Origin of the sequence: Acinetobacter pittii (genome assembly GCF_022449185.1) — a bacterium.
GTDB classification, from domain to species: domain Bacteria; phylum Pseudomonadota; class Gammaproteobacteria; order Pseudomonadales; family Moraxellaceae; genus Acinetobacter; species Acinetobacter pittii_I.
In genome coordinates this window covers 346917-366120 of the sequence record NZ_JAKUKO010000002.1, presented here as the reverse complement: position 1 = coordinate 366120, position 19204 = coordinate 346917, and the positions used below count along the sequence as shown (strand labels likewise).

At 37.7% G+C, this 19204-nt stretch carries 16 protein-coding genes and 4 tRNA genes; 11 read left to right on the top strand and 9 right to left on the bottom strand.

Features of this window, described 5'->3' with window-relative positions; translation table 11 throughout:
- Positions 1-42: 42 nt before the first annotated feature.
- The 7 genes from mraY to MKX14_RS07720 form a co-directional block, all read right to left on the bottom strand.
- Entirely contained in the window at positions 43-1161 is a 1119-nt protein-coding gene (gene mraY, locus MKX14_RS07750) for a phospho-N-acetylmuramoyl-pentapeptide-transferase (RefSeq protein WP_002116751.1), read from the bottom strand.
- Positions 1162-2562, bottom strand: a complete 1401-nt coding sequence (murF, locus tag MKX14_RS07745; protein ID WP_240282203.1) for a UDP-N-acetylmuramoyl-tripeptide--D-alanyl-D-alanine ligase — start codon at positions 2560-2562, stop codon at positions 1162-1164. It abuts the gene before it with no gap.
- 8 nt (positions 2563-2570) lie between these two features.
- On the bottom strand, positions 2571-4070 hold the full coding sequence (gene murE / locus MKX14_RS07740; RefSeq protein WP_240282202.1) for a UDP-N-acetylmuramoyl-L-alanyl-D-glutamate--2,6-diaminopimelate ligase: 1500 nt from the start codon (positions 4068-4070) through the stop codon (positions 2571-2573).
- 3 nt (positions 4071-4073) lie between these two features.
- Positions 4074-5906: a penicillin-binding protein PBP3 gene (gene ftsI, locus MKX14_RS07735; protein WP_046813101.1), complete on the bottom strand. Its 1833-nt coding sequence runs from the start codon at positions 5904-5906 to the stop codon at positions 4074-4076.
- Positions 5907-5917: 11 nt separating this feature from the next.
- Positions 5918-6250, bottom strand: coding sequence for a cell division protein FtsL (gene ftsL / locus MKX14_RS07730; protein ID WP_002116847.1), 333 nt, complete (start codon positions 6248-6250; stop codon positions 5918-5920).
- The gene (rsmH, locus tag MKX14_RS07725) at positions 6250-7173 is read right to left on the bottom strand and encodes a 16S rRNA (cytosine(1402)-N(4))-methyltransferase RsmH (RefSeq protein WP_240282201.1); all 924 of its coding nucleotides are present in this window, start codon (positions 7171-7173) and stop codon (positions 6250-6252) included. Before rsmH ends, ftsL begins: the two co-directional genes overlap by 1 nt.
- Positions 7174-7431: 258 nt before the next feature.
- A complete protein-coding gene (locus MKX14_RS07720; RefSeq protein WP_240282200.1) occupies positions 7432-8037 on the bottom strand; it encodes an NAD(P)H-dependent oxidoreductase in 606 nt (201 codons plus the stop codon).
- 122 nt (positions 8038-8159) lie between these two features.
- Between MKX14_RS07720 and MKX14_RS07715 the strand changes: the two genes are divergently transcribed.
- Positions 8160-8759, top strand: a complete 600-nt coding sequence (locus MKX14_RS07715) for a TetR/AcrR family transcriptional regulator (RefSeq protein ID WP_240282199.1) — start codon at positions 8160-8162, stop codon at positions 8757-8759.
- Positions 8760-8846: 87 nt separating this feature from the next.
- On the opposite strand, the gene sbp is transcribed toward MKX14_RS07715, so the two are convergent.
- Positions 8847-9848 (bottom strand): sulfate ABC transporter substrate-binding protein, encoded by a 1002-nt coding sequence (gene sbp, locus MKX14_RS07710; protein ID WP_032004899.1) that lies wholly within the window; start codon positions 9846-9848, stop codon positions 8847-8849.
- A 399-nt stretch (positions 9849-10247) separates the two neighbouring features.
- On the opposite strand from sbp, the gene MKX14_RS07705 reads away from it, so the two are divergent.
- The 10 genes from MKX14_RS07705 to MKX14_RS07660 all read left to right on the top strand — a co-directional run bounded on the left by MKX14_RS07705 (position 10248) and on the right by MKX14_RS07660 (position 17059).
- Complete coding sequence (locus MKX14_RS07705) at positions 10248-10547, top strand: DUF4179 domain-containing protein (protein WP_133481333.1); 300 nt, start codon at positions 10248-10250, stop codon at positions 10545-10547.
- Positions 10548-10663: 116 nt separating this feature from the next.
- Complete coding sequence (gene gltX, locus MKX14_RS07700; RefSeq protein ID WP_046813105.1) at positions 10664-12172, top strand: glutamate--tRNA ligase; 1509 nt, start codon at positions 10664-10666, stop codon at positions 12170-12172.
- A gap of 57 nt (positions 12173-12229) precedes the next feature.
- Positions 12230-12305: transfer RNA gene (locus tag MKX14_RS07695), tRNA-Ala, on the top strand.
- A gap of 25 nt (positions 12306-12330) precedes the next feature.
- Positions 12331-12406, top strand: a tRNA-Glu gene (locus MKX14_RS07690).
- Between the two features lie 128 nt (positions 12407-12534).
- The gene (locus MKX14_RS07685; protein WP_199997183.1) at positions 12535-13956 is read left to right on the top strand and encodes an amino acid permease; all 1422 of its coding nucleotides are present in this window, start codon (positions 12535-12537) and stop codon (positions 13954-13956) included.
- A gap of 120 nt (positions 13957-14076) precedes the next feature.
- Positions 14077-14976: an alpha/beta hydrolase gene (locus tag MKX14_RS07680; protein ID WP_240282198.1), complete on the top strand. Its 900-nt coding sequence runs from the start codon at positions 14077-14079 to the stop codon at positions 14974-14976.
- Positions 14977-15097: 121 nt separating this feature from the next.
- Positions 15098-15173, top strand: a tRNA-Glu gene (locus tag MKX14_RS07675).
- Between the two features lie 88 nt (positions 15174-15261).
- Positions 15262-15337 (top strand) — tRNA-Glu (locus MKX14_RS07670).
- A 173-nt stretch (positions 15338-15510) separates the two neighbouring features.
- Positions 15511-16743, top strand: a complete 1233-nt coding sequence (locus MKX14_RS07665) for a tyrosine-type recombinase/integrase (protein ID WP_039210197.1) — start codon at positions 15511-15513, stop codon at positions 16741-16743.
- Between the two features lie 76 nt (positions 16744-16819).
- Complete coding sequence (locus MKX14_RS07660) at positions 16820-17059, top strand: hypothetical protein (RefSeq protein WP_024438261.1); 240 nt, start codon at positions 16820-16822, stop codon at positions 17057-17059.
- A gap of 86 nt (positions 17060-17145) precedes the next feature.
- On the opposite strand, the gene MKX14_RS07655 is transcribed toward MKX14_RS07660, so the two are convergent.
- On the bottom strand, positions 17146-19086 hold the full coding sequence (locus MKX14_RS07655; protein ID WP_240282197.1) for a hypothetical protein: 1941 nt from the start codon (positions 19084-19086) through the stop codon (positions 17146-17148).
- Between the last annotated feature and the right edge of the window lie 118 nt (positions 19087-19204).

Sequence of the window (19204 nt, the reverse complement as noted above, 5' to 3'; positions counted from 1 at the left end):
AAAGCCAGTAGAACTGGCTTTATATTGACACTAAAATAAGATCTATCGCAATTTTAAAGTCATTAGACCTAAAACTACTAATATAATTGTAATAATCCAAAAACGGATCACAACTTGCGTTTCTTTCCAGCCCTGCTTTTCATAGTGATGATGCAGCGGCGCCATTAAGAACACACGTTTATTACGCATACGCAAAGAGCCGATTTGTAAGAATACAGATACTGCCTCCATTACAAATACACCGCCCATAATTGCAAATACGATTTCTTGACGAACCATAACTGCAATTGTTCCAAGCATCGCACCTAAAGCTAAAGCACCAACATCACCCATAAATACTTGAGCAGGATGCGCGTTATACCAAAGGAATGCCAAACCTGCACCAATCATGGCAGAACAGATTACTACGAGTTCAGAGGTATATTTCACATATGGAATATGTAAGTAGTTAGCGAAACGGATATCACCAGACAAGTAAGCAAATACGCCTAAGCCCGTAGCTACCATAACAACTGGCATGATTGCCAAGCCATCTAAACCATCTGTTAAGTTAACTGCGTTAGAAGCACCATTAATCACCAGATAGGTAAATACAATAAATGCCAGACCTAACGGAACAATTGAGAGTGGAATTGAAAGATTCTTAAAGAATGGAATCAATAAATCCAGCATGTTGGCGGTATGTTCTGCATTGGACTGTTGAGTTGCGATTAAATATAACGCAATACCAGCACCCAGCGATGCAACAGAAGTCCAGAAAAACTTCTTACGTGCAGGTAAACCCGCATTGTCTTTATAGCGAATTTTAATCCAGTCATCTGCCCAGCCTACAGCACCGAATACAACCATTACACCAAGCACAATCCAGACATAAGGGTTAGATAAATCAGCCCATAGCAAAGTACTAATACCAATAGAAAGCAGAATTAAAATTCCGCCCATCGTTGGTGTACCCATTTTTTTAGCATGATTTTCAGGAGCAAACGAACTTACTGCCTGACCGTATTTTAACGCTTGTAATTTACGAATCATGATCGGTCCAAGGACCAGACCAATGGTCAGTGAAGTTAATACACTGAGTAAAGAACGTAATGTTAAATAACGAACGACCTGAAACGAGCTGTGATAGCCCGCAAGTTGTTCAAACAACCATAACAGCATTTAAAGTTTCTCCATCAAATCAGCCATCAACGTTTCCATATGAGTAAAGCGAGAACCTTTAAACAGGAAACTCATGGACTGGGGTTGATGTGTTTGGATTAGATTGATTAAAAATGGAAGCGCCTCAGCTTGTGTCTGAAATGCTTTCACTTTATTAGAATGAGAGTCTGCACCCTCGAGAGCAGCTGGAGCGAACTGTCCAACTGCAATAATATGATCTAAGGGAAGTTCGGCAAGATCATGGCCTAAATCATGATGCTCTTGCCAACTGCTATCACCTAACTCACCAATATCCCCCATGACCATCACTTTTACGCCTTGTTGCTGCAACAACACTTGTGCAGCAGCGCGCATAGAAGTCGGATTGGCATTGTAGGTATCATCAATAAATAAGTAAGGTGACTTTTGAATAAAGTTAAGACGACCTTTCGCTCCTTGAGCTTGCTCTAAACCTTGGACAATATCTTCTAGTCCAATACCAATTGCTAAAGCAAAAGCTACAGCTGCGGTCGCATTTTGAACATTATGCTCACCCGCAAAAGGAAGCTTAACTGCACTGCTACCTTGTGGTGTATGAAGGATAAAATTCGTTGATTGAGGCAATAACTCCACATCTGTTGCATAGACATCGCCTCCTACACCAAATGTAGAAATACGATGAGCTTTTGCAGCATCAAGAATCTCGGCAGTGAAGTCATCTTGTTGCGGCACGATTGCAACGCCATTTGGTAAAATATGACCATAAATTTCCGATTTTGCGTGGCAAATACCTTCACGGCCACCAAACTCGCCTAAATGAGCTGTACCAATATTTAATATGCCCGCAACATGAGGCTGAACGAGTTTTGATGTGTAATCAATCTCGCCTTGATGGCTTGCACCCAACTCCATCACCGCATATTGATGTTCCTTGCGAAGCTCTAGCAACATCATTGGTACACCAAGGTCATTATTTAAATTCCCTCGGGTGATTAGTGTCGGCGCTAAGCGCGACAATATACTTCCCAGCATTTCTTTGGTTGTAGTTTTACCACTACTTCCCGTTAAGGCAATCACCCTTAATTGTGAGTTTTGCTCACGGCGATAAGCGCCGAGTTGCCCTAAAGCCAATCGGGTGTCAGCAACAACGAGTTGTGCAATATCTACATCTAGCGGACGTTCAACAATAGCTATTTGACAACCATTTGCAGCAACTTGCACAACGAAATCATGCGCATCGAAACGCTCACCTTTTAGTGCTAAAAAGGCATCCCCAGTTTCCGCATGACGCGAGTCCGTCAAAATACGTTTAATTTCAGTTTGAGGGATCTGATCTTTATGCCAGTAGCCCTGTGTTGCCTGTTGTAATTGTTGAGCTGTCCACGGTTCCAAAGGCACGGTACTGGTGGTTGAAGTATGCATAATTTGTCCTATTGTGCAGGGTAAGCAGCGTCTACAGTGTGATGTTGTGCATCAATCGCAGAACGCACTTCAACAACATCATCAAACCAGTGACGTATGCCATTAATTTCTTGATAATTTTCATGTCCTTTACCGGCAATTACAACAATATCACCAGCCTGAGCCTGCTGTGTAACAAATTTAATTGCTTCACGGCGGTCATGAATTTCATGCATACGGTGCCCTGAAAAGTCGATTCCTTGCTTCATGTCAGCAAAAATTTGTTCAGGGTCTTCTGTTCTTGGGTTATCCGACGTCAAAATAACTGGATTTGCGCCGTCTAAAGCTGCTTGAGTCATTAATGGGCGCTTACCGCGATCGCGGTCCCCACCACACCCAAATACGGCCCAAAGTTGATTAGAAACATGACGTTTTAATGTTTTAAGCACTTGAATTAATGCATCTGGTGTATGCGCATAATCAACAACAAATAAACGCTCACCATCACGAATAACCTGCATTCGACCTGGGGCACCAATTAGTTTAGGAACAAAATTAACTAATGATTCCAAATCAAAACCTGCTTGCTCAGCAGCAATAAGTGCTGCAACCAAGTTTTCGACATTAAAATGCCCTAACAATGGACTTTGCACAGCAAAAGAACCTTGCGGGCTCACTAAATTAAATGTCGCTCCTGCTAAACTGTAACTCAGGTCAGTAATATAATAATCAGCAGTATTTTGAGTAAGTGAATACGTTAAAATTTTCGGTTGAGCAGGATTTTGCTTTGCTGCATTGATCATGAGAGCAGCATGCTCATCATCTAAATTAATAACAGCTACTTTTAAAGAGCTAAAACGGAATAAAAGAGCCTTTGCTTCTGCATAAGCCTCTAAAGTGCCATGGTAATCCAGATGATCACGACTCAAATTACTATAAACAGCAATTTCAATATCACAGCCATTTAAGCGGCCTTGTTCAAGACCATGTGAACTCGCTTCTAAAGAAGCAAAAGTTGCACCCTGCTTCGCATAATCATGGAGAGCATTTTGTAACTGTAGGGCATCGAGGGTGGTATGCGTAGAAGGGGTCAGGTTCGGTAAAATACCATTTCCAGTTGTCCCCATTACTGCACAGCGCTGCTGCTGTGAACTAATTAATTCAGCAACTAAACGGGAAATTGTGGTTTTGCCATTGGTCCCTGTCACAGCAATAACACTTGCTGGTGTAATTGCATCTGTTTGTTGTAAATAACGCTTTTGCCATTCACCCATACGTTGACGTACATCTGGACACGTCCACTCATTTGTCACACCCAGCTCAGTTTCACTGATTACTGCAAGCGCACCATTAGCTATAGCTGCTTCAGCAAAAGTACGTGTTTTTTCAGGTTGGCTATAACTGGTCAAGGCAATAAAAATTTGGCCCGACTCAACTTTACGGCTATCTAAACTAAAGCCTTGAAAAGGCTGTTTAGACCACTGTGCATCGATCTCGACTGGATTAATTTCTTGGAAAGAAACAGACATAGCTTACCTGCGAATAGGATTTTCTGGAGTATCAAGGGGCTTATCAAGCGGCACATTCATTAAGCGCAATGATTCTTGCATAATTCGTGCGAAAACAGGGGCCGCAACCAAACCACCGTAATAACGGCCTTGTGGATTTTCAACAACCACAATAACCGCTAAACGGGGATCACTAATCGGAGCTACGCCTGCAAATAAAGCACGGTATTCATTATTTGAATAACCTTTACGGTCTGCACGAAGTTTATGAGCCGTACCTGTTTTACCACCAACGCGATAACCCGGAATATTAGCTTGCTTTGCAGTACCACCCGGCATCGTCACCTGTTCTAGCATAAGCAAAACCTGATCAGCAATTTTTGGAGCAAGAACTTGCTCACCTTTAGGAGCTTGATCAAGCTTATGCAAGCTTAAAGGCATTTCTACCCCATGATTTGCAAGCATTGCATAGCCTTGCGCTAACTGAAGAATAGTTGCATTTAGACCATAACCATAAGCCATGGTACCAATTTGGGAGGAGTTTAATTTACTTACAGGAAGTAACAAACCAGAGCTCTCACCAGGGAATTTAACAGCAGACCGCTTACCAAAGCCAACACGACTAAAGAAGCTCGGTAAAGTTTCCTTCGGAAGCGACAACGCAATTTTTGCTGAACCCACGTTTGATGACTTAATAATTACGCCACTAACAGTCAAAGCACCATAGTTATGCGTATCACGAATGGTATGCCAACCTAAACGCATTGAACCTGGCGAAGTGTTGACAATTGTATTTGGAGTATATTGTCCAGTTTCGAGTGCTGCAGAAATTGTAAAAGGCTTCATGGTAGAACCCGGCTCGAACATATCAATCGCACCGCGGTTACGCATGGCATCTTTATTAGATAAACCGTTTTTATCATTCGGGTTATAAGATGGCCAACTGGTCATAGCCAGAATTTCGCCAGTTTTAACATCTACAGCAATTGCTGTCGCCGAACGGGCGTTATTTGCAACACCAGCAGCAGTCAACTCACGGTACATAATGTATTGCAAACGAGAGTCGATACTTAAAGTGATGTTTTCGCCTGGCTCACCTTCACGAATAACCTCTGAAACTTTTAAGCGATTACCACGTTTATCACGAATAATTTTTTGTTCGCCATCTACCCCAGACAGTTGTTTATTCAACTGCATTTCCAAACCTTCAATCCCTTGGCCTTCACTATTGGTTAAACCAATAATCTGAGCATTTGGCTGCGGTTGAGGATAATAACGTTTATATGTTTTCTCAGCATAAACGCCTTGGAAGTTACCCTTTGTAATGAGATCTGCCTGCTGTGGCGGCACTTCTTTTTTCAAAACCAAATAACGAGAACGTGGACGCGCATTCATCTGTTTTTTTAGATCTGCACGATCTAAACCAACCACATCCGCTAACTCATCAAGGTTTAGGTTTTTATCTGGTAATTGTCGTTTTAACTTACGATTATTTGGATCTTTTTTTAATTCCGCTGTAATTTCGTCATATAAATGCTTGGTATCAAAGTAATCACGCGGATCAATGACAATTTTCATAATAGGCGTACTAATGGCCAAAGGCACGCCATGACGGTCGCTAATAACCCCACGCATTGCCTCAATACGTTCCGTACGCAAAATATTGGCATTGGCCTTGTTTTGTAAAAAGTCTTTATTAATCACTTGCACATAAAATGCACGTGCAATTAATACAACAAAACAGAGCAGTACTGTTGCCCAGAGCAGATAAAACCGCCACATATCAAAGGCAAGAGTTGGTTTTTCCGAAATAGACTGCTGTTTTTTCCGTGTTTGCTTTGTTCGCTTATCTACCATACAGCAAGGCCTTACTTATTTTGCTCTGAGGTCATCGGTAAAGAAATTACCACCGTTTCTGCAGCAGGTGGCGAAAACATGCGTAGTTGGGTTACAGCACGCGTACCAATCTGTGCTGTTGCACCGAAGGTTTGTTGCTCAATAAGCAAACGCCCCCATTCAGCATTGAGATCATCACGTTCACGCATATAAGAGCTAAGCTCTCTATAATCATGACGATATTCAAACACTTGAAATACCACCATCATGGCACTGATAAAAACAAGCGCCACTAATACGGTGTATGCCACAACTTTTTTCACCACTTTATTTTCGGTGGTTTCAATTTCATCACTGCTTTTCATTACGCGCCTTTTTGTTCCAAGCGTTCAGCAACCCGAAGCCATGCACTACGTGAACGTGGGTTCGCTTTTACTTCTTCTTCACTCGCACGAACCCGTGAAATTTTCTTTAACCTTCTTGTATCTACCTGTTGCTGAGGCATTCCCCAGCCAAAATCTTCTGCTAGAGTCGATTCTTTTTGAATAAATTGTTTGATCAAGCGATCTTCAAGAGAATGAAAGCTAATCACAGACAAACGCCCTTTTGGTTTTAGTAAGTCTACAGCTTGCGGTAAAAATACTTCAATATCATCTAGTTCTTTATTAATAGCAATACGAATTGCCTGAAATGTACGTGTTGCTGGATGCTTATGTTTTTCCCACTTTGGATGAGCTGTTTTAACAAGTTCTGCCAATTGGGCTGTTGTATCTAGTTTTCCAGCTTGTTTAATCGCTTTTGCAATACGTCGACTATAACGTTCTTCGCCATATTGATAAATAATATTTGCTAATTGTTCTTCTTCAATTTCAATTAACCACTCAGCTGCGGTTAATCCCTTAGAATTATCCATTCGCATGTCTAGAGGACCATCCTGCATAAAACTAAAACCACGTTCAGCTTGGTCCAGTTGAGGGGATGACACGCCTAAATCAGCCATAATGCCATCAACACTCATCACACCAATTTCCTGCATTTTTTCTTTAATATCAGCAAAACTGGCATGAATAATGGTAAATCTCGGATCTTCTTGCACCAAAGCAGCCGCGACTTCCAAAGCTTGAGGGTCTTTATCAAATGCATATACTCGTGCATTTTCATCAAGTTTCGAGAGCAATAAACGTGTATGCCCACCTCGTCCGAAGGTTGCATCGATATACACCCCTGTTGTGCGATCTGCCAATAAGCTCTCAATGGTCTCGGAAAGTAAGACAGAAATATGCGACATAGGTGTTAAATCATAGCGTTAAAATGTAACTGCACATTATCACCTTGTTTATGACCAACGCCAAACGGCTTTTTGTAGGAAAATATTAATTTTTCATAGATAAAACCGTTTTGTTAGCACTTTTTAAGCAAAATAAGAAACCTAGAATAATTTTTTGTAGCTAAATACGAATTTATAAAAATTATTATTAACCGCTTTACCTAAAAAATTCTCTTTTTCCTTTACGCTTATTCCGTTAGGGACTCTCATGGATTTACATTAGGACGAGATGAGCTGGCAATCTTTTTTGGCATAGTTACCGATTTGATTTAACCATTTTTGCCTTTGTTCCGAACTTGCTCCACGCACTGTTCCAATATAATTAACTTTGACTCTACTGACCCCACAAAATTGCAAAGTCGCTTTTTTAAGTTGACGAGTACTTGGTTCACCATAATACCAACGGTAAAGCCAGCCCGGCTGATCTAGAGTAGTAATGAGTCGCGCTGATTTGGAGTGTAAGTGGCCAATAACACGATTGCTATTTTCTCGGTAACTAAATACAAGATTCGGTAAAAAGAGTCGGTCAATAAAACCTTTAGCGATAGCCGGAAGCCCTCCCCACCACACTGGAAAGAACCATACCAAATGATCAGCGGCTTGAATTTTTTCCAACGCATTCATTAAATCAGGTTCCAGATTCATACGTTTCTCGTAACCATATTTTAAATTAGGCTCGAAATCCAACTTCGCAATTTCTATGAGATCTACATGAACACCTAATGTTTTTACATGCTCCACATAGTTGTGAGCTATTGCATGATTAAAACTGATATCGGATGGATGACCATTAATAACTACAATACGTTTAGAAAGTTGAGACATATATCGCCTTTATTGCCGCACATTCAAATATCAAGTGAGATCTGGAATAAATAAGTAGCGAAAATATCTTATAAAAATTAAGATAGCAAGTGATATCTCAACTATTATTTGATCTGGCTCTTATGACTCTTTCTCGCAATGAAAAACAGGTACAAACTCGACAGCATCTCATTGAAGCTGGGTTTGCACTCATTTCTGAATATGGTTATAACGCAGTATCAATCAGGAATCTTTCTAAACAAGCGGGTTATACTCAAGGTGCCTTTTACTCTAATTTCAATAATAAAGAAGCGTTTTTACTTGAGCTGATGGAACTTCAATTCGCTAAAGAAAATTTACAATTACAAGAAATATTTACCAGTACTCCTTCAAATACTGAGCAATTAATCAATTCACTGCGCCGATGGCTAACAGCTTTTTTTACAAACGATGAATGGCTTAAGATATCAATAGAACTACAACTATTTGCTGCACGTGATCTTACATTCGCCGAGGAGTATCAAAAGGTTTGGAAAACTCATCAGCAAGAAATAACCAAGATCATGAAACAATTTTTTTCTTTAATGCAGATGGCTGAGCCTGATGACTATGATTCTATTGTTATAGAGCTTGTATCATTAAGTTATGGGCTAGCTTTACAATATATAATTTTTAAAGGTGATGTAGACCACTACATCAATATCTTTATCAGCACCTTATTAAAAAGATTGGGTAATTTCTAAATTAATCAAAAATTAGATGTGAAAATCTTAAAATTCAAAAAAGCCGCTTAATTATTAAATAAGCGGCCACATAGAAAACTTAGTTATTTACTGCTTGCCATCATAAATTTGATCAAAAATAGCACCGTTTGCAAAGTGAGTTTTCTGAGCTTTAGCCCAACCACCGAACACATCATTAATGGTAAATAATTTAATTTTTGGGAATTGCGCTGCATATTTCGCAGCCACTTGAGCATTACGTGGGCGGAAATAATGTTTAGCAGCCAATTCTTGGCCTAAAGGTGAATATAAAAAGTTCAGATAACCTTTTGCCAAGGTCCGGTTTCCATCTTTATCTACGGTTTTATCTACAATCGCTACAGATGGTTCTGCCAAAATTGAAATTGATGGATAAACAATTTGATATTTATCCTTATCAGGTCCTTTCGTTGCCAACAAAGCTTCATTTTCCCAAGACAACAAAACATCACCAATGCCACGTTCGGCAAATGTCGTAAGTGAACCACGGGCTCCCGAATCTAGAACTTTCACATTGTGATAAAGCTTTTTCACCAACTCTCGAGCCTTAGCATCATTTCCACCCGGCTGTTTTAAAGCATATCCCCACGCAGAGAGATAAATCCAACGCGGTGCACCACCTGTTTTAGGGTTAGGAGTGATAATTTCCACACCTGGTTTTGTTAAATCATTCCAGTCGCGTATATTTTTCGGGTTACCTTTTCGTACTAGAAACACGACAGTTGACGTATAGGGGGCAGAATTATTTGGGAATTCTTTTTGCCAGTTCGGCTGAATAAACCCAGCTTTCACAATCTCATCAATGTCATTCGCTAATGCTAACGTTACGACATCAGCTTCAAGTCCCGTGGCTACCGCGCGGGCTTGTTTGCCAGATCCACCATGTGACTGTTTGAATTCAACGTCTTGCCCTGTTCGCTGTTTCCAAAATTTACCAAATGCTTGGTTATATTCTTGATAGAACTCTCGAGTCGGATCATAAGAAACATTTAAAAAAGAGGTCGCTGCTTGAGCCGCTGTTGTCGCTATTCCCACATATAAAGCGACAGCTATTATTGATATTTTTTTCATTTACAAAATCCATCATTCGTTTTAGTTTAACTATATTTTTAATTTTATTTTTTACAATCAATTACTTATATTTATAACTTTTTTATTAATCTTTTTTAGATATATAGCTTAGAATGTCTAAGTTATTTCATTTTTGAAAAATTTTGTAATTATTCTTACAACTTAATGAGAGCCTTCACTTTATCTACACATTAATTTGTTAAATAATGAAGCGTAAAGGATACATAGGGTCTACATTTGAGTCGACCAGTTTAAAATATAGGTAAATTTTGTAAAAAGTGTGACATAGTTCCACTTTTTTATTAATATTTATGTTTAAATCGTAGCATTACCGTAATTTTACATTTTGTTAAACTCAAAAAATAGATGAAATGTAATGAACAGAGGGGATGATTAACAATGAAAATTCATTATGGAAAAGCTTTAAGCTTAAGTTTGGTGCTCGGTTTAGCATCACAGTTTTCTGCCGCAGCAGTACTTAAAGACACTCCAAACAAAACAGGTTCAGAGAAACAGACTTCGCTTATTGAAAAAGCTTTAGATCAGCAGAAACGTAACCCTATCGTGTTACCTTCTACAAATGATGAGCTTAAGGTTCTTAATACTATTCGCGTTACTCCAACCCAAAATTTTCTTGCTGCACAACACGAACGTTTTTCACGTTTTGTTCAAGCAATCTTCCAGCCGCATGCTTCTTAAAATCTGAAACATCCCCTCTTCGTTTCAGTTTTAGCCCAGACTGTCGTTAAATAAAACGTCAGAATACTGGGCTTTTTCGTTATAATAGTTTCAATTTTTATTCTGACCCTTTATCTATGAAAGTTCGTACTCGTATTGCACCTTCCCCTACTGGTTTTCCTCATGTCGGCACAGCCTACATTGCTTTATTTAACATGTGTTTTGCGAAACAACATGGCGGAGAATTTATTTTAAGGATTGAAGATACAGACCAACTTCGTTCTACACCAGAGTCTGAAAAAATGATTTTGGATTCATTACGTTGGTTAGGTTTGAATTGGTCTGAAGGTCCAGATGTAGGTGGTCCACACGCACCATATCGCCAATCTGAACGTATGGGAATTTATAAGCAATACGCATTAGAACTTGTTGAAAAAGGTCATGCTTTTTACTGTTTCGCAACAGCAGAAGAACTTGATCAAATGCGTGCTGAACAACAAGCACGTGGCGAAACACCAAAATATGACGGCCGTGGTTTAAAACTTTCTCAAGAAGAAGTGACTCGACGTCTTGAAGCGGGTGAACCTCATGTCATTCGTATGAAAGTGCCTGAAGAAGGTGTTTGTAAATTTAATGACTTGCTACGTGGTGAGGTTGAAATTCCTTGGGCACAAGTCGATATGCAAGTCCTTCTAAAAACAGATGGTTTACCAACTTACCACTTGGCTAACGTTGTTGATGACCATTTAATGGAAATCACTCATGTATTACGTGGTGAAGAATGGCTTCCATCTGCACCGAAGCATCAGTTGCTTTACCAATATTTTGGTTGGGAAATGCCAACTCTTTGCCATATGCCATTGTTGCGCAACCCAGATAAATCAAAATTGTCTAAACGTAAAAACCCGACATCAATTAACTACTACCGCGACATCGGTGTATTACCAGAAGCCTTGTTAAATTATTTAGGCCGTATGGGTTGGTCAATGCCGGATGAAAGAGAAGTTTTCACATTACAAGATATGATGGATAACTTTGATATTCAGCGTGTATCACTAGGTGGACCAATTTTTGATGTTGAAAAATTGAACTGGCTTAATGGTCAGTGGATCAAAGGGTTAACTCCAGGGCAACTATTAGACCGCTTATTAACATGGAAAAATGACCGCAGCACTTTAGAAGACATTGCTGCCGCTATTCAACCACGTATTAATTTACTTTCAGAAGCTGTGAATTGGGCTGGTTTCTATTTTAACCATATGCCACAAATTACTGCTGAAATGTTTGAAAGTAAAAAATTGACTCAAGAGCAAGTTCGTCAAAGTTTACAATTTGCAATTTGGCGTCTTGAAGGTCAGTTTACTTGGAATAATGACACCGTTAGCCAAACCCTAATGGATCTTGCGAATCAGATGGGCATTAAATTACGTGATTTCATGCCAGCGTTCTTTATCGCAATTGCCGGCTCAACGAGTTCAACACCAGTGATGCAATCAATGGTTACGATTGGACCTGATTTAACTTTCGCTCGTTTACGTCATGCCTTAGAAATTGTGGGCGGACCGAGCAAGAAAGAAGTTAAAAATTGGGAAAAACTCAATGAGAGCTTAAAATTGCCGAAAAATGACGCAACTAGCGAAGTTTAATTCATTTTTTTGTTGACGTGTGAGCGCATTCACCCTAAGATTGCGCTCACACAAACTGGGGTCATAGCTCAGTTGGTAGAGCGCTACAATGGCATTGTAGAGGTCAGCGGTTCGATCCCGCTTGACTCCACCACGCTCCTTTGTGTTTGCCTCATCAAGTCCCTATCGTCTAGAGGCCTAGGACATCGCCCTTTCACGGCGGTAACCGGGGTTCGAATCCCCGTAGGGACGCCATATTCTGCTTTAAAAATTATAAAAAGACTCTATCGTCACCTTACTGTTTATTCTTTATCTCTTTCTAGATTGCACATTTGTCTATTTTATCTAAAATAGCGTCTTTCTTAATTCTCTCAATGTGTAATATGCAGCCATCTGACAATCAACTAGATGCTCATCAGCATCAGAACAGTACTGCACCTTTAAAAAGAGCCATGAGTACTCGCCATCTTGTGATGTTATCACTGGGCGGAGCGATCGGAACTGGTCTATTTTTAGGTTCAGGGGAAGTCATTTCACAAACTGGAGCTATTGGCGCAATTATTGCCTATATTCTTGGTGGCGCGATCGCTTACATGGTCATGCTCTGCCTAGGAGAACTCGCTGTACACATGCCTGTTTCAGGTTCTTTTGGTGCCTATGCCAAAAAATACATTAGTCCAAGTACAGGCTATATGATTTCTTGGATGTACTGGTTAACTTGGACTGCAACGCTTGGAACAGAATTCACAGCCGCAGCATTGCTCATGCAAGAATGGTTCCCTCAGATTTCAATGTGGATTTGGACAATTATTTTTGCAGTTACTATTTTTGGCTTAAATATTAGTTCAACGCGTATTTTTGCTGAGTCTGAGTTTTGGCTAGCCCTTGTTAAAGTCGTCACGGTCATTGCTTTTATTGTTCTTGGCTTATTAGCAATTTTTGGTTTAATTCCATTCCATGGTGCCCAAACTGCTCCACTATTTAGCAATCTTACGGCTCAAGGCTGGTTCCCTCATGGTTTAATTCCTATTTTTACGACCATGTTAATTGTTAACTTTGCTTTCTCAGGAACCGAATTAATTGGTGTAGCAGCTGGCGAAACAAAAGATCCAGCTCAAAATGTACCAAAAGCGATTAATGCCGCGATCTGGCGCCTTCTTATTTTCTTTGTGGGTACCATCATTGTTATTAGTGCTTTACTTCCTTTCCAACTTGCAGGTTTAGGCGGTGACGGCGTAAGTAGCAGTCCTTTTGTGACGGTATTTAATTATATTGGCATTCCATATGCGGATGACATTATTAGGTTTGTAATTATCACAGCTCTGCTTTCAGCAGCCAATTCTGGCCTATATGCAGCTTCACGTATGATGTGGTCGCTGTCAGAACAAAAATTACTACCTAGTGTGTTTGCGACTTTATCAAAAAGTGGAACACCAATCGTAGCTCTAGTTGTAACCATGTTCGGTGCAATTCCAGGTTTATTATCAGAGCAATTTGCACCTGAGACTATTTTTAAGAATCTGCTGGGTGTAGCTGCTTTTACCATGGTCATCGTATGGATGAGTATTTGTTTAAGTCAGTTCAATTTCCGCCGCCAATGGTATAGATCAGGACATACAGTTAAAGACTTACAATATGCTGCACCTTTATTCCCTATCGTTCCAATTTTAGGTTTTGTTTTCTGTTTTATTACTTGTTTAAGTATGGCAGCAGACCCTGAAATGCGTGCTGGTTTTGTAGGCTGTCTTATTTTTACAGCTTTATGTTATGTCAGTTATTTTATTTTTTATCGTAATAAAGAGTAAACCAGTCGTTATTCAATTAAAGTGTAGCAAAAAGCTACACTTTTTTTTGTCTATATACTGGTTTTAAATAACATACCGTTGTAGATTAAAATTTATATTAAAAACAAAATCTTGTATAGAATGAAAATTATATTTATCCATGGGATGAATCAACAAAACTACACAGCACATCGCTTGAAAGAGCATTGGTTAAAAGTGTTTAAGCTCGGCCTAAAACAAATGCCTTGCAGAGTTAATGTCCGCGATCTTCATATCCACATGCCATTTTATGGCGACTTAATGACCAAATACCAGTTAAGTAACCAATTAGACCTTAATACGTTATTACCTAAATCTTTTTTAAATAATTATTTGCCGATTCACTTACATCATAACAATCCCCCAGCTAAAGAACACACCCCATTTGTTCCCTTATTACCTCCAGCAACAGACCCATCTGAAAAAAGCTTTTCGGAACGGCTTTATCTCACTTCTCAGCTTGTAAAAGACCGCGTACTCAAAGAGTTAGTCGTTCTTTTAAATAACTTCCCTAAATTACATGAAAGTTTGATTCAGCAGTTTCTGATTGAAACGTATATGTATTTGTCTAATCCTGAGTTTATGGAGGAAGTACATCAAAGAATTTTAAAGAAAATGCGAGAAGAAGAAGATTATATTGTGGTCGGACACTCTCTTGGTTCAGTTATCGCTTTCCAATTATTATCAGATCCATCTTATCAATTCTCAGTTAAGCGTTTTATTACTCTAGCTTCCCCTTTAGCTTTTCGCGTGATTCAAAGTAAGCTCCCGAGTCCAATTTCTAGACCGCCATGTATTTACGGTGATTGGTTTAATTTTTACTCTCAGGACGATTTTTTGACCGCTTTTCCCTTATGCGAGGCCCCATTTAATTTTGATCCTGCCATTATCAATCAGAAAATTTATACCTTTGCCAACCAACCGCATGAAATTTTAGGGTATCTACAACATCCGTCGGTCATAAAGGCAATTATTGAACCTTTTCAGAAAAATGAAGGCTAAATGTATATATTTTCTACAATTTGAGTTATTTTTAATCGCTTGACTGTTTTTTTTAATATTTCTTCAGAAAACTATTTGACACTTTTATTAAATCGACCTAATATACGCCCACCTCTGAAACGTCCCTATCGTCTAGAGGCCTAGGACATCGCCCTTTCACGGCGGTAACCGGGGTTCGAATCCCCGTAGGGACGCCACTAAATTCGAGGAAAAGCAAAGATTGATTATCTTTGCCGAGAATTTAGGCAAGCAGTTTACTGCGCGCAGGTAACTAGCCTCATATAAGTCCCTATCGTCTAGAGGCCTAGGACATCGCCCTTTCACGGCGGTAACCGGGGTTCGAATCCCCGTAGGGACGCCAAATTCAAATCTACTGTAGTCTACGGTAGTACACAAACCCTTGAATTCATTAAGTTCAAGGGTTTTTTGTTGTCTATAGCTGTTCACAATATTTCCCCCAAATCTACCATTCTAAACGGTATATTTAACGGTATATCTTGATACCGCCATGATACCGTTAAGGGGAAAACAGTTATGTCCAGAGCAATAAATAGACTAACAGCCTTAAAAGTAAAAAATTTAAAATTTGATGAGTCTACTAGTAACAAGTACACCGATGGGGATGGCTTGTATTTGCAGATCAATAAAAATGGTAGTAAGTACTGGCGCATGGACTACACCAATCCAATCACTAAAAAGCGTAATACACTTGCTCTAGGAGTTTATCCAACAATTGCACTTGAACAAGCAAGAAAGCGCCGTGATGAAGTAAAGCTACAACTTGCAGAAGGCAAAGACCCAGCGAGCGAACGTGATATTAAAAGAGAACAAGCTAAATTAAGCATGAGCAATGCTTTCAAATTTATTACTCAAGATTGGCTTGCACTACGAGAAAAAGAAGGCAAAAAAGATAGTGAGGTCATACGCCGTTTAAACAAAGACGTACTACCCTTTATTGGAGATATGCCCATATCGCAGCTTTCAATTGAAGTTATTGAAAATGAAGTCACAAACCGTATTGTAGAGCGTGGTGCGCTTGAATTAGCCCGTAAGGTTCTCATTTCAGTTAAGCAGATACTGGAATACGCTAGACGGAAAAAGCTCATATTGATCAATCCAGCGCATGACGTGATACTCCCTAAACCGATTAGTGGAAACTTTGCAGCAATTACAGACCCCTCTGCTCTTTCAGAACTCATCAAAGCTGTATGGGATGATACAGATACTCGAATGACTTTCGTCACACGTTGTGCTGTCAAAATTTCTTTATTCATCTTTTCACGTCCCACAGAAATCAGAACAATAAAATGGACAGACTACAATAGAGAAGATGGAGTATTAAACATATACCCGTTAAAGCAAAAGGCTACAAAGCAAGATACAGATAAACCTAAAATAGTTATCCCCTTACCAACACAAGCCATTGAACTACTACAACAACTCTATCCACTTACAGGACACCGAGAATACATATTTGCAAGTAATCGAGGTGAAGAACCTTACATTAGTGAAAGCACTGTTAATGAAGCACTCAAGCGGATTGGATTTAAAGGAGAGCAAACTGCTCACGGCTTTCGTGCTACTGCAAGAACAATACTTGAGGAAGAACTTGATATTGAACCAATATGGATTGAAAGACAGCTTGCGCATAAAGTAAGAGACGCTAATGGAGAATCTTACAATCGCACTAAGCACGTGAAAAACAGAAAAGCTATGCTACAAATATGGGCAGATTATTTGACTAAAACATTACTTAATGAAATATAATGAATAAAAATTCTACAACCATGTAGGATAAAATTCGTATAAAAGAGTTTTTGGTTGAAATATAGGAGAACAAAACATGGAGTTAAAAGATAAAATCATTTTAAATTCTGGAGAAACACTTGTTGAAATTAGCCATAAAACAAAAGGCCCAGTAGGTGAAACTGATATTTACAAATACAAAATTATTAACTCTAAGGGTGATATTGTTGGTTATGTAGACCATACCGATCATACATCTATTAGAGGTTTCCAACGGACTCAATCTGCTATTCAGTACGATATTAATAAAAGAGTGATTATAGATATTCATTGGTAATTCAAAATTGTACGTAAATAAAATTTATTCTGTCACAAGATAATAATTTAATTTTCACGTACAATTTAAACTAAACAAAAAAACTTTTAATCAAAAAACTTATAATAGTAATAAAAGTCTGTCTGATCTGGAAAAAAAGCTCTAGTTTCCATTATTTCATCGATTAAGCTAACTTTTTTCAAACTGCTTCTATGAATAAGGAAAATTAATTGAAATACATTAAGATAAGCAGTATCCCTAAATGCATGCCCAATCAAAATATCCTCATCTTTATTATTATTTTTTATCTCGTTAGTGAATTCATCAAAATGTTTATTTATAAAATCAATTTCCTTCTTAAATTTACTATCAACAACCAATCTAAAAGTTACAATTAATTTAAGAAAATTTATATATACTAGCCTTGAACTCAAACCCATATAATCTAAAGAAGAAACACTAACTTTAAAAATTTTTTGATTATTATAATTTAAATACTTATCTGAATTAAATTTTATTTCTTTGTTTTCCACCAAAAATCTCATATGTTTATTTAACTGTGTTTGAGACCTAACAAGTGATTGAGTTAAATCTTCTAAAATAGAATAGGGATTTCCTGCCTTAGATTTTTTTACCAATTCTCTTAATTTAATTTCAAAAAAAGCAATTGAATTATCATTGTATACAATCATATCCGACTCAAGCTCATGTGATGGAATATTCAATTTTCCTCTAAGAGTTTTAGATACCTTATATTTCTTTTCTCCCTCAATAAATAAATCATTTGTTTTATGTAATTGTGACTCTGCAAATCTTTCAATTAGCTCACCCTGTTTTTTATCTTGCTTTTTTAAATATAAAATTTTAAACAAAACATTATAAAATCCTACATAAAAGAAATTATGATTTAGAAAAAATATATTTCCCTCTTCATTGCTTAAGAAAGGTTTTTCAAGAAAATTAAGATTGCCAAAATCATGAATAGTGACGAAATCTAAATTTACATTTTTATTTACCAACAAATCTTTTACTTTAAACTCAAGATTATTATGATATTTTCTATCCAAGTCATCCAATTTCTTATTAACTAGAATGGGAATATTATTCTTACACTCCAATATATTTTTTGAAATTTCATACAAATACTCAATCTCTTTATAATCATATTGCTTTCGAACATAACTAATAAAGGAAAAAATTGATTCCGAATCATATTGTTCAACCTTAAAAGCTTGATCAGCAAGTGCCTGCTTACTAAGTAAATCAATCATAGATTTAGGAGAACTATATATGTATTCAAACTGTGCATAGCTATATTTTTGCACGCCGTACATTGATATATAATGCGATGATAACTCAAGAACTTCTTTAAAAATTTTTTCACAATTTTCTAAAGAAACTTTGGGTGAGTTAAGATGTTTTAAAGATTTTTTAAAAATATATCCTATCGGCTCTATAATATTTTTTGATGCATCAACATATTTATATATCTCTGATTTTTCCCACTTTCTAAATCGTTTTACTACTTTCTCAACACCCCAAATTCCTAACAGTTCCATTTTACTGTCAATTATTTTAGCTATTTTTGGAGCCTCATTAAAGACAATTTCACCATTATTTATATTTATTTTAAAACCAGCTTTTCTAAAATATAAAATAGATTGAAATAAACATTCAATCTTATCCTCAGCCGAAGGTTCCAGTCCTATAATATTACTATCCCCTTCAATGCTTTTTAATGAGTAAATATAGGCTTCTATAATATTATCCTTATTACCCGTATAACCATTTTCATGTTGAAAATAATTAAATAAATATTTAATATTCTTATAAATTTCTAAATATTTAACACTTTTTGAGTTTTTATATTGGATATGAAATCTCTCCAATAATTTTAATATATCTTCTCTTAAAAAATCTTCCCCTTTAACCAGTTCTTTAATTTTTTCTTGCATCTCATCTTTAGTAAGTTGTTGTTTATAATTTTGACTCGATTTTAGAGTTATTGCTTTTTTATGAATTTCTATGAAGTTTTGAAAGTTAAACATTATCCCCCCTGAATTATCTAAAATTTCTCACAAGTTACTATTTTTAATAATATTTTCATCAAATACTATTAGACTTATATACTAGAATACAATTATTTTATATTGACTTTTTAAATTT

Bases quoted from the DNA above. Each gene is read 5' to 3' on its own strand.
- MKX14_RS07655 (WP_240282197.1), bottom strand. From the start codon at position 19,086: ATGTTTAACTTTCAAAACTTCATAGAAATTCATAAAAAAGCAATAACT.
- MKX14_RS07665 (WP_039210197.1), top strand. From the start codon at position 15,511: ATGTCCAGAGCAATAAATAGACTAACAGCCTTAAAAGTAAAAAATTTA.
- MKX14_RS07660 (WP_024438261.1), top strand. From the start codon at position 16,820: ATGGAGTTAAAAGATAAAATCATTTTAAATTCTGGAGAAACACTTGTT.
- MKX14_RS07705 (WP_133481333.1), top strand. From the start codon at position 10,248: ATGAAAATTCATTATGGAAAAGCTTTAAGCTTAAGTTTGGTGCTCGGT.
- sbp (WP_032004899.1), bottom strand. From the start codon at position 9,848: ATGAAAAAAATATCAATAATAGCTGTCGCTTTATATGTGGGAATAGCG.
- MKX14_RS07685 (WP_199997183.1), top strand. From the start codon at position 12,535: ATGCAGCCATCTGACAATCAACTAGATGCTCATCAGCATCAGAACAGT.
- gltX (WP_046813105.1), top strand. From the start codon at position 10,664: ATGAAAGTTCGTACTCGTATTGCACCTTCCCCTACTGGTTTTCCTCAT.
- rsmH (WP_240282201.1), bottom strand. From the start codon at position 7,173: ATGTCGCATATTTCTGTCTTACTTTCCGAGACCATTGAGAGCTTATTG.
- MKX14_RS07715 (WP_240282199.1), top strand. From the start codon at position 8,160: ATGACTCTTTCTCGCAATGAAAAACAGGTACAAACTCGACAGCATCTC.
- MKX14_RS07680 (WP_240282198.1), top strand. From the start codon at position 14,077: ATGAAAATTATATTTATCCATGGGATGAATCAACAAAACTACACAGCA.
- murE (WP_240282202.1), bottom strand. From the start codon at position 4,070: ATGTCTGTTTCTTTCCAAGAAATTAATCCAGTCGAGATCGATGCACAG.
- MKX14_RS07720 (WP_240282200.1), bottom strand. From the start codon at position 8,037: ATGTCTCAACTTTCTAAACGTATTGTAGTTATTAATGGTCATCCATCC.
- ftsI (WP_046813101.1), bottom strand. From the start codon at position 5,906: ATGGTAGATAAGCGAACAAAGCAAACACGGAAAAAACAGCAGTCTATT.
- murF (WP_240282203.1), bottom strand. From the start codon at position 2,562: ATGCATACTTCAACCACCAGTACCGTGCCTTTGGAACCGTGGACAGCT.
- ftsL (WP_002116847.1), bottom strand. From the start codon at position 6,250: ATGAAAAGCAGTGATGAAATTGAAACCACCGAAAATAAAGTGGTGAAA.
- mraY (WP_002116751.1), bottom strand. From the start codon at position 1,161: ATGCTGTTATGGTTGTTTGAACAACTTGCGGGCTATCACAGCTCGTTT.